The sequence below is a fragment of the Pseudoalteromonas sp. genome (genome assembly GCF_041613455.1).
Taxonomy (GTDB): Bacteria; Pseudomonadota; Gammaproteobacteria; order Enterobacterales; family Alteromonadaceae; genus Pseudoalteromonas.
This window is the reverse complement of record NZ_JBFJHD010000082.1, coordinates 1-12,556: the sequence shown is the minus strand read 5'-3', so window position 1 is coordinate 12,556 and position 12,556 is coordinate 1. Positions and strand designations below refer to the sequence as shown.

10 protein-coding genes and 2 tRNA genes are annotated in these 12,556 nt (G+C 41.3%); 5 read left to right on the top strand and 7 right to left on the bottom strand.

What is annotated here, in order from left to right; all coding sequences use genetic code 11:
- Positions 1 to 689 precede the first annotated feature (689 nt).
- A complete protein-coding gene (locus tag ABYB02_RS09390; RefSeq protein ID WP_372762209.1) occupies positions 690 to 2,753 on the top strand; it encodes a putative bifunctional diguanylate cyclase/phosphodiesterase in 2,064 nt (687 codons plus the stop codon).
- Between the two features lie 194 nt (positions 2,754 to 2,947).
- Here the strand turns inward: ABYB02_RS09390 and ABYB02_RS09385 are convergent, their stop codons facing one another.
- Together ABYB02_RS09385 and queE are read right to left on the bottom strand one after the other, a co-directional pair.
- Positions 2,948 to 3,691 (bottom strand): class I SAM-dependent methyltransferase, encoded by a 744-nt coding sequence (locus ABYB02_RS09385; RefSeq protein ID WP_372762208.1) that lies wholly within the window; start codon positions 3,689 to 3,691, stop codon positions 2,948 to 2,950.
- Positions 3,692 to 3,933: 242 nt separating this feature from the next.
- Complete coding sequence (queE, locus tag ABYB02_RS09380; RefSeq protein WP_372762207.1) at positions 3,934 to 4,599, bottom strand: 7-carboxy-7-deazaguanine synthase QueE; 666 nt, start codon at positions 4,597 to 4,599, stop codon at positions 3,934 to 3,936.
- A gap of 143 nt (positions 4,600 to 4,742) precedes the next feature.
- Here queE and queC point away from each other — a divergent pair, with 143 nt between their 5' ends.
- Entirely contained in the window at positions 4,743 to 5,399 is a 657-nt protein-coding gene (gene queC / locus ABYB02_RS09375; protein ID WP_372762206.1) for a 7-cyano-7-deazaguanine synthase QueC, read from the top strand.
- 62 nt (positions 5,400 to 5,461) lie between these two features.
- Here the strand turns inward: queC and ABYB02_RS09370 are convergent, their stop codons facing one another.
- The gene (locus ABYB02_RS09370; protein ID WP_372762205.1) at positions 5,462 to 5,911 is read right to left on the bottom strand and encodes an isoprenylcysteine carboxylmethyltransferase family protein; all 450 of its coding nucleotides are present in this window, start codon (positions 5,909 to 5,911) and stop codon (positions 5,462 to 5,464) included.
- A 178-nt stretch (positions 5,912 to 6,089) separates the two neighbouring features.
- On the opposite strand from ABYB02_RS09370, the gene ABYB02_RS09365 reads away from it, so the two are divergent.
- Complete coding sequence (locus ABYB02_RS09365; protein ID WP_372762204.1) at positions 6,090 to 6,332, top strand: hypothetical protein; 243 nt, start codon at positions 6,090 to 6,092, stop codon at positions 6,330 to 6,332.
- On the opposite strand, the gene ABYB02_RS09360 is transcribed toward ABYB02_RS09365, so the two are convergent.
- Genes ABYB02_RS09360 through ABYB02_RS09345 form a run of 4 tightly spaced genes read right to left on the bottom strand, consistent with a single transcriptional unit; the run spans position 6,319 to position 11,330 of the window.
- Complete coding sequence (locus ABYB02_RS09360) at positions 6,319 to 7,020, bottom strand: tRNA (adenine(22)-N(1))-methyltransferase TrmK (RefSeq protein ID WP_372762203.1); 702 nt, start codon at positions 7,018 to 7,020, stop codon at positions 6,319 to 6,321. The genes ABYB02_RS09365 and ABYB02_RS09360 overlap by 14 nt on opposite strands.
- Positions 7,021 to 7,959: a class I SAM-dependent methyltransferase gene (locus tag ABYB02_RS09355; RefSeq protein ID WP_372762202.1), complete on the bottom strand. Its 939-nt coding sequence runs from the start codon at positions 7,957 to 7,959 to the stop codon at positions 7,021 to 7,023.
- A complete protein-coding gene (uvrB, locus tag ABYB02_RS09350; RefSeq protein ID WP_372762201.1) occupies positions 7,960 to 9,954 on the bottom strand; it encodes an excinuclease ABC subunit UvrB in 1,995 nt (664 codons plus the stop codon).
- Complete coding sequence (locus ABYB02_RS09345; protein ID WP_372762200.1) at positions 9,951 to 11,330, bottom strand: MATE family efflux transporter; 1,380 nt, start codon at positions 11,328 to 11,330, stop codon at positions 9,951 to 9,953. Before ABYB02_RS09345 ends, uvrB begins: the two co-directional genes overlap by 4 nt.
- Before the next feature lie 1,034 nt (positions 11,331 to 12,364).
- On the opposite strand from ABYB02_RS09345, the gene ABYB02_RS09340 reads away from it, so the two are divergent.
- Both ABYB02_RS09340 and ABYB02_RS09335 read left to right on the top strand, forming a co-directional pair.
- A tRNA-Asn gene (locus ABYB02_RS09340) sits at positions 12,365 to 12,441 on the top strand.
- A gap of 21 nt (positions 12,442 to 12,462) precedes the next feature.
- Positions 12,463 to 12,539, top strand: a tRNA-Asn gene (locus ABYB02_RS09335).
- The last annotated feature ends 17 nt before the right edge of the window (positions 12,540 to 12,556 follow it).

The following is a 12,556-nucleotide window of genomic DNA, read 5'->3' as shown; positions in this document are numbered from 1 at the left end:
GTGTAGCTTTAAAATAGCGCTGATGCCGCCAACATAACAAAACCCTAAAACGTTATTAATACTGCGCAACCATAATCCATAGAAAATCATATAGATAAATCTAATACTCACCTTCTTAGTTTGTATGAAAAAGTTGAACCTCTAAGCCATATAGACTAACCTTTCAAAAAATATTGCAACTTTATGGCTTGTTTTACATGCGTTTATCAATCACTTCTATAAGTGCCGCTAATTTACTATATCGTGCAATGGTCTACTTTCTGCTGTCTTTTTTCATGCTGGGTGCCTTTGAATACCTGACAAGCCAAAATACCTTAATGCCGGTTATATCACCGTATATCGCATTAATAGCGTTAATTATGTCAATTGCTGCAATCAGCTTACGGCGCATTAATTTAAAGTGTCAGTCAAGGGCTTACTGCATAACGTTATTTTTAATTTTTATTGTTGCATTCGCCGCTCTGCAAATATTTATGTTGTATGTGCAAAATGACACTGTGGTGGAGTCCTATTTAAATCCTTTTAATCTCATCATTTCGTCCATTCTGTTATTTGTAACTTTATCCCTGCTGTCTATTAAGCTTTCTTATAATTATGTGCAACTCAATAATGTAAAAACCCTCAAGTTTGTGGTGTTTACTTGTATATTCGCAGGAACCACATTTTGGCACTTTAACTCGGTTAAATTAGTGGCTGAACAAGAAGTAAACTCCAAAGAAAAAGTGCATTTAATTGAGGCCATGGTAAATAAAAATTTAGATGCGCAACAGCGAGCAATTTTTAGAATTAAGGCCCGGCTAGAAAAGTTAAGCTATTCAGATTTCATAGAGTTAGCAGTAGAAGATTTAAAAAACTACACCAAGGATTATGAAATAATTAAGGGTATGATCATCTTCGATGACGACCTTGATATACTCGCTAGTGATCACTTTTCAAAAAAGTTTTACGATAAAGGCATGTTAAGCACTCCCCCCATTAAAGCGTGGTTACAACAAAATAGCGATACCGTCCGCTTTGCACCCCACGGCTCTACCTTAAATACTGAAACACCCATCATTATTTTTTCCACGCATGTAAGTGTTAAAAACGCCGACACATATTACATCGTCGCGTTGTTAGATATAAACTTATTGGTTGAGGAGCGTTATTTAGAATATCTCAGTTCATACGATACATTTATTGAACTCGCACCAAACTTGTTTTTTTCGATTGGCTCAAAGCCTAAAAATGAAGATAGCCTTGAGGCACTAACCGCTAACTTAGGTCATTATATTAGTGAAAAAATAAGCATCATGGGTTTGGTTAACTACAACGCACATATTTTTTTGAATAACTACGATTTAATTTATAGCAATGCCAGTAGCGATCAGGCAATTATTTGGCTTACCTTCTTATTTGTCTATATTTTTATTTTAGTGGCCGATGCGTCCATTTTGTTAGAAAAAAGAGCCATGTACGATGAGCTTACTGGGTTACTACGTATGGATGCATTAGAAGAGCAGTTACAAAAACAGTTTAAGGACTCAAAACTACACAACCTTTCTTTCGTGTTAATTAAAATTAATGATTTTAGCGCCACATATAACTCGTTAGGACATAAACTTAGTGAAAGCCTTATTAAGCTAGTTGCTGAGCGAATAGTGGCCAGCGTACATAACGAGCAATTAGTTTCACGGGTTGATAACGATAGTTTTTTCATTTGTTACAAAGGCTTTGGCCAAGCTGATTTACAGCACCAAGTACGTGCGCTACTGCATAGTCTGTCTAAAATCTATTATTTACATGATCTTGAGCTCTATCTCACCGCAAGTGCTGGCATTGACTACTGTGAGATTCAGCATAATGTCGATATAAAATTAAACCTGCAACATGCCAATATCGCGTTGGCAAAAGCACAAGATTTAGGGGGCAACCAGCTGCATTTTTATCAGCAAGCGATGGAAGATGAACATAATAAAGCGGTTAAAATCAGAAATAATTTACAAAAAGCGATGGAAAATAATCAGTTAGAAGTTTTTTATCAACCAATACATAGCTTGCCTAGCAATCAAATAGTCGCCGTTGAAAGCTTGGTAAGGTGGTCAGTGGATGGGCACTGGCTTTCTCCTGCTATTTTTATTCCGGTGGCTGAGTCTACCGGTCAAATAATACAGCTCGGCGAACAAGTTTTAGATAAGGTCATTTTTGATATCGCGACAACTAAGCAGCTACAAAGCCTTGCGGTTGCGGTTAACTTTTCGGCGAAGCAAGTGCAAAAAAGTGCCTTTGCAAAAGAATTAATAAACTTACTCACTATCAATAATATAAACCGGAAAAATTTTACCGTTGAAGTGACTGAGTCTGCTTTTTTAGAAAAAACTAAAGTGGAAAATGCCACTGAGCAATTATTAGCGGCCGGCTTAAACGTGGCTATTGACGACTTTGGTGCGGGTTACTCAAGCTTGTCTTCTTTAGCTAAGCAACCAGCCAATATTATAAAGATTGATCGTGAATTTACCCTAGGTGCACACGTTGCGGGAAAAGAGAGAGACTTACTCAGTACTATTATTCAAGTGTGTCTTGACTTAAATAAAACCGTGGTGGTGGAGGGAGTCGAAAATGAAATGTTGATTCATTATTTAGCCAAATATAGCGAATTAAGAATTCAAGGCTATTATTTTTCTAAGCCCCTCCCCCTCAATGAATTTATTGATTATGTAAATAAGCACGAGGAAACACATAAAGCGTCTGAGTCAGGCGGGGCCAAGGTTTAATGTTTGAAACAGCAATAGCAGCAGACAACAGCCGAATTACAAATAGATAGCCCGACGTTATATGAACATGCTTTTAGCTGCAACATAATACCGATACATTGCCTTAAAATGGGCACGTTGCGACTATTATTTTGCTGGATTTCGCAGCCCGAAACCCAACCCACAACACACAATTTTTAGGCGCTATTACAACGTTAAAGCTTTACGCAGGCCACTATGGCATTACCTGAGCGCCCGTCCCAGGGGGTGATTTGCTCATAGTTATGTGCAAACAGATGAATTTCAAAGTACGGCTGCAAAGCTACTTTAAGCTCTGCGAAACTTAGCGCCACCATAGGGTGTTCATCGTGCCAAATGAAGGTATCGTGGTCGGTGGTTTTTTCAATACTCAGTTTTAACGTTTGTTTATTACCCGCGCCGCTGTAATGCCAGCCTGAGCTGAAGCTAAATACACTATTTTCGCTGTGCGCGGCATGTTTCACAAATGAGTCGTTATCGATTTGGTGTTTATCCACTACGTTAAAACAAAACATCCCACCACTATTAAGTGCTTTATGCGCGCTGCGAATACACTGCTTTAATTTTTCTACGCCATCGCTGTAATGAATTGAATATAAAAAGCAGGTAATTAAATCCAGCGGCTCAGTTACCGTAAAGTCACTCATGTCTTGCAATGAAAATTGCGCTTCAGGGCAACGTAGAGCGGCTCTGTCGAGCATAGGTTGATTAATATCGAGGCCACTACTTTGATAGCCAAAGTCAATAAAATGGCGAATATGCGGACCCGTGCCGCACGCTAAATCAAGGTGTCTATTGGCATTGTTACCGAAAATTTGATGGAGTCTACGAATACAATGGCTTTGTGCTTGATAATCGATATCGGCGCACATTAGGTCGTAGTAACCAGAAAGATCTGTGTATAAAGCATTAACGGACATATTGGCCTAATAAAATGTATAAAAACGGTGAATTGCGCATAGTAAGCACAGGATAAAGTACACACCGCTATATGAACGACCGCTGTCATTCATAAAGCAGTGATAAAGCCGTGCAGCGTTAGCTTCTGCTAGCGGATATTTATAGGGAGTAATGTGTTGGCTGGCAGTTTTAAGCCAAGCACCGCCAGTTAATGTGACACCGTGCAGCTGATGGCTGAACACTGATAGCCGCCAAACACTAATTAACTGATGCCTAAATACTTATGTACTTGAATGGATAAGCGCCAGTTTTTAGCGATACAGGTTTCAATTGCAAGCTTGGTGGCCGACTCTTTTTGGCTGATCGGCTGTAGGTAAACCAACTGAGGGTTAACCGCTGTTTTTGCAAACAAGGCTTCTAGCTCTTCAACATGCTTTTGCATCGCAATGGGGTGCTTAATTTCATCGGCGCGCTGCATCGCGCTAGTTAGTACTTCGTAGCCACCGCGCATATTAATTTTTGGCGATACGGTAACCCAAGTATTTGCTGGGGCGAGTATTTCAAAGGTACCACTGGTTTCTATTTGGGTGCTAAAGCCGTTTTCGTGTAACAGCTCACAAACAGGGTTTAAGTCGTACATGCACGGCTCTCCCCCGGTGATCACCACATGCTTTGCGGTATAACCGCGCTGGTTAAATAACGCTAAAATTTGTGCGGCGCTGGCTTGTGCCCAATGATCTGAATCGGCCTTTTTTTCTACTGTTTCATCAAGCGACACTTTGTACACATTATCAACATCCCAGGTTTGTTTAGTATCACACCACGAGCAGCCAACAGGGCAGCCTTGCAAACGCAAAAAAATAGAGGGGGTGCCAGTAAAACTTGCTTCACCTTGGATGGTTTCAAATATTTCATTAATTTTGTACAAAAGGGATCACTCACTTACGAACCGGTAACAACACAGCTACCTTTAAAGACTAAATATGGGCATAAATTGTTATTTAAGCACAGGGCATGTAGTATATCGTGCCCTGATATAAACCTCTATTAAAACTGAGAGCAAAAACAGATATGACGCAAAAAGTAGTAGTTATTTATTCCGGCGGTATGGATTCATTTACCGTATTAAATAAAGCCCTGCAACAAGGACATGATGTTTATGCCTTATCGTTTGACTATGGTCAGCGTCACGTAAAAGAACTCGAAGTCGCTGCAGCTGTTTGTAAGCGGTTAAACGTACCTCATAAAATTGTTGATATTTCTGCGATTAACCAGCTTATTGGCGGCTCATCGTTAACCGATGATATTGACGTGCCCGAAGGCCATTACGAAGAAGAAAGTATGAAGAGCACTATTGTGCCAAATCGTAATATGATTTTACTTTCTTTAGCAGTAGGTTATGCGGTGTCGCTTAAAGCAAGCCAAGTATATTACGGCGCACACTCTGGGGATCATGCTATTTACCCCGATTGTCGCCCTGAGTTTGTGCAAAAAATGGATGACGTGTGCCGCATTGCTAACTACGATGCCGTGGAAATTGTTAGCCCGTATTTAAATAACAGCAAAATTGATATTTTAACCGACGGCTTAACCATGGGCTTAGATTACAGCCAAACATGGACCTGCTACAACGGTCGCGAAAAAGCCTGTGGCAAATGTGGCGCCTGCCAAGAGCGCATTGAAGCATTTACCGCTAATAATGTGAGCGACCCGCTCGAATACGAATAAAACCCAGAATAAGGCTATCGTTGATAGCCTTTTTTATTACCAGCAGTTCATAGAGCGCGTGCTTACAACCAGCGTTTTACTTTGTTTTTATACTGCTGGTACTCGTCGCCAAACAGTTTATCAAGCGCCCGCTCTTCTGGAATAATTTGAAACACCGTGATATACGCTACAAAGCCTGCGACACATAGCAGCGCCCAAACAGAGCTTAACCAAATACCCCAGCCTAATAAAATAAATGCAAACCCGACATACATAGGGTTACGCGAAAACCGATAAATCCCGCCGGTAATTAAGCGGGTTGCTTGCTCTGGTTTATTGGGATTAACCGTGGTTTTAGCTAACCAAAAACTCACCACTCCCGCAAGACAAAACACGCAGCCGATAATCACTAAGCTCAGCGTTAAATACAAAATAAAGGCACTAAAATCAATCACGCTGTAATGGGCTATTAAGGCCATTAACAAGGCAAAAAACAACACAACAATAATCGGTGGAATTTTATTATTTAACATAGCAACTCACTTAATTGGTTAGGTAAAATTTTTAGCTGAGCTGTGCTTAATATAGCGAATGCTTTCACTATCAACAATCCACTTTGTTATTTGTTAGACAAATATAGTTACAATTAGGCGCTTTATCGTCACTGTATTATGGTTATACTTTAAACAAAATTATTCACAGGACGCAGTTATGTCGGGTACAACCATGATAGTGTTAATTGTACTGATTTCGGTGGGATCGGGAGTCATTTATGATATGTACAAAAAGCACTTAGAATTTAAACACCGAATGCAAAATAATAATAGTGATGCTAATAAACACCTTGCCGAGCTAAATAGCCAAGTTCAAGCGCTAAAAGAGCGCGTGCAAACACTTGAAGCCATCGTCACCGATGCAAGTTTTGATGTAAAACAAGAGATCAATAAACTGTAAGCTGATTTTTGTGCTGCAGCGAGTGTTTTATTAGCTGCTGATAGTCAGTTATCACTTTTTGTAAGTAGGGCTGATCTTGTTGTCGCATCCGTGTGTAATGTGCCAACAGTCGTTGCACATACTGCTGGTGGCTTGTTTGGCTGAAATCCCACATCACTGAACCACATACATGTATTGCTGTGTCGGCTGCAAAGCTCACATGCAGCACTTCATAAAAGCGCTGATTTTCAGTAACTATTTGCTCACTCAGCAAGCCTAACCCGAGCTGAGATAACCCCGACCGTAATTTATAGGCATGGTGCACTGGGCATAAAATAAACTCGAGCGGCTGCTCTTTATGCGGCAAATTATTCGCTACTATTTGCTGTACTAGGCTTAACATTAAATCGCCCCCTACTCCGGCAATAACAATAAGCTGCCTAGTAGATGCGGTTAATTTAATATCCCCGACGTGTTGGCAAATAACTTGCCATGCAGATGTGGTTGTCGCATGGGGCAAATGCGCTAAACGAGAAGCTAAATTGTCAATCAGCGCGGGGACAATATCCACAAAATTGACCTGCTTGGCCGCCTGACGCTGCAATAAAGCCATGCCTAAATAACCATGATCACAGCAGGTATCCCAAATTACATCGTAGGGCTGAGTGATGAGGTTATTAATGGCGCTCAGTCGTTTACTCAGTTTCATTTAAGCGGCGTTACCACTCGATTTATATACCAACGCCTTTAAACTTTTATCGCTATCAACCTCAATAAAACCGGCTGTGGGCGCTAACCGCTGCACAAACTCGATAGCCCCTGCAGTATGCTCAGCTATTAACTGTTTAAATGCCGCTTCGGTTAGTGCTGGGCTGTTGGCACACAGTAATAACTGGCTGTGCTCATTTAATAGCTCTGGTAAGCGGCGCAGTACTTTTTGGTAGTCTTTAGTTAAAATAAAACTGCCTTTTTGAAAGCTGGGCGGATCAACAATGATTAAATCGAACGGCGCGGCTTTTTTAAGTTTGCCAAACGACTTTAAAATATCGTGAGGTAAAAAACTCACGCCCTTTTCAAAACCGTTAAGCTGATGATTCTTTTTACCTATATTGAGCACGCCTTTACTCATATCCATGTTCATTACATGATCGGCGCCACCTTGCATTGCCGCCAGCGAAAAACCACAAGTGTAGGCAAACAAGTTAAGCACCTTGGCATGCTTGCTGTTAGCTAATACAAACTCACGGCCGCTGCGCATATCAGGAAAAATACCGGTGTTTTGTTTGCTCATTAAGTCAACCAAAAAGCCAATGCCATTTTCTTTTACACTGTGCTGCGTCGGTAATGTACCATGCACTAAGGCATTATGGCTTTGCACGCCCGCCCGTTGCTGATACACCAGCGCAGTTATCAGCGCTGGGTGATGCTCGGTTGCCCATTGCCACAGGGTATTGGTTAATAGTGTCAGCGTGTCTGGCTCAATTTCATCATACGAGACTAAAAATAGGCATGGCGGATAAAAGTCTAAATTAATATGGCTTAACGCTTCAATGCTGTGCCCACGGCCATGAAACACACGGCATAATTCGTTGTTTAATAAAGGCGCATCGGCCAGAGCCGATATAAGAGGTGTAAAATCTGAGGTCATTTAATTTATCAACTGTTGCTGTAGTTCATGTATTTCATCGCGTACTGACGCCGCTTTTTCAAACTCTAAATCACTGGCATAGGCATGCATTTTAGTTTCTAGTTGCTTAATTTGTTGCGCAATTTCTTTGGCACTAAGTACCTTTTTCGACTCTTTACGAATAAGCTGTAAATTATCTTGTGGAGCAGCGTCTTCACCTACATCCATTACATCGAGGATCTTTTTCGATAGTGCCAGCGGCTCAATACCGTGTTTTTCGTTGTAAGCGTGTTGTATTTCACGACGACGCGCAGTTTCATCAATCGCTTTGGCCATCGACTTGGTAATGCGATCGCCATATAAAATAGCCCGTCCGTCAAGGTGACGTGCAGCACGCCCTATGGTTTGAATTAATGAACGCGCAGAACGTAAAAAGCCTTCTTTGTCGGCATCTAAAATAGCCACCAATGCCACTTCGGGCATATCTAAGCCTTCTCGTAATAAGTTAATGCCCACTAACACATCAAACACGCCTGCCCGTAAATCGCGAATAATTTCAACGCGCTCTACCGTGTCTATATCGGAGTGTAAATAGCGCACTTTTACATTATGTTCGCTTAAATAGTCGGTTAAATCTTCCGACATGCGCTTGGTCAGCGTGGTCACTAACACCCGCTCGCCTTTAGCGACACTTTTATAAATTTCTGAGAGTAAATCATCAACCTGATCAGCCACCGGGCGTACTTCAATTAACGGATCAAGTAGCCCTGTTGGACGAATAACTTGCTCTGCCACTTCGCCCGCACTGCGCTCTAGCTCAAAATCACCTGGAGTGGCCGACACATAAATGGTTTGTGGGGCTATCGCTTCAAATTCTTCAAACCTGAGGGGGCGATTATCCAATGCCGACGGCATTCTAAAGCCGTACTCAACAAGGTTTTCTTTACGGCTTCTATCCCCTTTATACATAGCGCCAATTTGCGAAACGGTCACGTGCGATTCATCAATAATCATCAGCGCGTCGTCGGGTAAATAATCGAGTAATGTTGGTGGCGGATCGCCCGGCGTACGCCCCGATAAATACCGGCTGTAGTTTTCGATACCCGAGCAATACCCTAACTCGGTCATCATTTCTATGTCGTACTGGGTACGCTGCGCAATACGTTGCTCTTCAACTAACTTATTTGCGCTAAGCAGTTGTGCTCTGCGCTCTTTGAGTTCTTGTTTAATGTTTTCAATGGCGGCTAGAATTTTTTCTCGCGGCGTTACATAGTGGGTTTTAGGGTAAATAGTAGCGCGTATAATGTGCTTTTCGACCGCTCCGGTTAAAGGGTCAAAAATACTTAAGCGCTCTACTTCGTCATCAAACATTTCCACTCGTATGGCATAGGTATCTGACTCGGCAGGAAATATATCAACTACTTCACCACGCACGCGATAAGTACCGCGGCTAAACTCGATATCGTTACGGGTGTACTGTATTTCAGCAAGACGACGCAGCATGTCGCGTTGATCAATTTTTTCGCCCACTTTTAATAACAGCATCATTTTCATGTACGACTGCGGATCGCCCAAACCATAAATAGCCGACACAGAGGCCACGATAATGGTGTCGCGGCGTTCCAGCAACGCCTTGGTGGCACTTAACCGCATTTGCTCTATGTGTTCGTTAATTGAGGCGTCTTTTTCAATAAAGGTATCGCTAGACACCACATACGCTTCGGGCTGGTAATAATCGTAATAAGATACAAAATACTCTACCGCATTGTGTGGAAAAAACTCTTTCATTTCGCCATACAGTTGCGCCGCGAGCGTTTTATTATGCGCCATAATGATGGTGGGCCGATTTAAGTCATTAATAATATTGGCCATGGTAAATGTTTTACCTGTGCCGGTTGCACCTAATAAGGTTTGATGAGCCAGCCCCGCCTCAAGTCCTTCGCACAGCTGAGCTATCGCAGTGGGTTGATCGCCTGCGGGCTTAAACTGTGATTTAAGTTGAAAATGATCACTCACTGACTGCACTCCTGTAACAACTGATTATTTAATGTTTCAAGCTCTTTGATAAACCATTTATACGCCACAATTGCGGTAAATAAATTACCTAAAGCGGCGCCGACAAATAACCCGACTAGCCCTGCAAGTTCATTACCTAGATACGCAAACGGCAGATAAAAAACAAACAACCTAATAACACTTAATACTAAGGCATTCATCGGTTTATGTAATGCATTAAACGATGAGTTAGATAATATGATCACCCCTTGCAAGCCATAACTTAATGGGATGGTGTAAATAAACAGTTTTATAACGTCTATCACCGCTTGTTCTTTACCAAACAGTTGGCTTAAGCCGCCGGCAAAAATAATAAGTAAAATATAAATAGCAAACTGCCAAATCATTACAAACTTTAAGGTACCTGTATAGGCTTGTTTAACGCGGGTTAAGTTATTGGCGCCAAAGTTTTGGCTAATAAACGGCGGCAGTGTCATCGATAACGCTAAAATTAAAATACTGGCAATCGATTCTATTTTACTGCCGACACCAAACGCCGCGACTGCCTCGGGCCCATGTTGGGCAACCAGCGCTGTTATTACCGCCATTGCCACGGGCGTTAGCATATTTGCGCCTGCTGCGGGTAAACCAATTTTTAATATTTTACGGATCGCCCCTACCGCAGTTTGCCCCCCAGCTTTTAAGCTCAGTAGCTGCTTTTTAATAATTAATAGGTATAAAATAATTATCACCGCAATTGACCAAGCAATAACACTCGAAATGGCCGCACCTTGAATTCCCAGTGCAGGAATAGGCCCCCAGCCAAAAATAAGGATTGGGTCGCAAACCGCATTGATTAACCCTGCCCCGCCCATCACTAGGCTTGGCGTTTTGGTATCGCCACTGGCACGCAATACCGAGTTCCCTATCATCGGCGTGATCAGGCACACACTGCCTAAAAACCAAATATTCATATAGTCATGAATAAGCGGTAATACATTACTACCGGCCCCTAATAAGGTGAATATAGGATCGATTAATAAATAGCCACAAAAAGATAATATAAGCACCAGCACCACAGCGACAAGCAACGAAATACTGGCATCAAAACGGGCTTCATCTAATTTATCACTGCCCAGTGCTTTGGCTATTACCGCTGAAGTGCCTATGCCTAACCCGATGGCTAAGCTTATTACCATAAAGGTAACCGGAAAAGTAAAGCTCACCGCGGCTAATGGCTCTGTGCCTAATAAGCTAATAAAAAAAATATCAACAATATTAAACATCATTAATGACACCATGCCGAAAATCATCGGAATGGTCATTCTTTTTAATGTTGGTGAGATGGGATCATTGAGTAAATCAGGGCGAGTGTGCTTATCTGAAATTACGCGCATAGAATAAATTAGCCTCTTTTTACTGAACCACACATTTTAAAGCATATACGCTATTCAAGCCATGCTTTATTCGCCACCACAAGTTAATTTGATAAATAGGCTAGAAAGATTAATTTTTGAGCCCTTAAGGCAATATTTACGTTCAAAGCGTTAAAAAACAAATTAAGATCAAAACAGCAACTTTTATTACATTTAACGCCACATAACTGCTGCAATATTACACAACATAATATTTTGCTTTATCGTCACGAATAATTTTATTAATCGTTACAGCCAGTTTCGCTATCAATTCATAACGTACTGTTTTTAAATGATTTAAAAAAACATTTTTAAATGCTTGAAATCGTTGTAGCCCTCTAAAATACTGGGGGTGGCGATGTTCTTAAAGTTTCATAAACAGAGTTATCCACAGAAACCGTGGATAACTCAAGCAAAGCCGCATTTATAAAGGGATTGCAGCATGGCAAAAAATCTCGCTGCAAAAATATTTTTAAGTTGCCAAGATGAAAACTTTCTTAGCCTTAAATGTAAAAGCATACTGTAGCGCAAATGCAAGGCGTTATGTGTTGGGCTGTAATGTAAATTATGTTATTTAAGCTATTGATTGTATAGCTTTTGTACAAATTACATAACATACCTTTTAGCCACCTTCTTGGCTGCAGGCAACAAATTCGAGGCGCTGAATTAAAAAAGCGTTGTGTGGGCAGCGTGAGGCGTTTTTAATTCGCTTATACAAGTGTTTGAGTAATTACTTTATCGCGGCTTTTTTTATTAGTTAGTTGTATATTGAGTTGTAACTACTGTTTTTTTCAGTTTTAAATTAGCGCAACAGTGTTTTTATTTCACAATTTTATAAATTGCACAGCGGCTTTAAGTAAACACGGGCCATTTAATTAGGCCAATTTATGCTACAAAACGTGCAGATCGAACACAAAAACAACGAATAGACTTCTTTTTTGTGTTTATGATCTTTTATGTGTTGACACTTTGCAGTTGGGTCATTAATATTTCGCCCCGTTGAAAGGCAAGACGCTTCCCCCTTAGCTCAGTTGGTTAGAGCGACGGACTGTTAATCCGCAGGTCCCCCGTTCGAGTCGGGGAGGGGGAGCCAAGTTTTTCAATCATAAACGATTCCCCCTTAGCTCAGTTGGTTAGAGCGACGGACTGTTAATCCGCAGGTCCCCCGTTCGAGTCGGGGAGGGGGAGCCAAGTTTATGTTTATGATG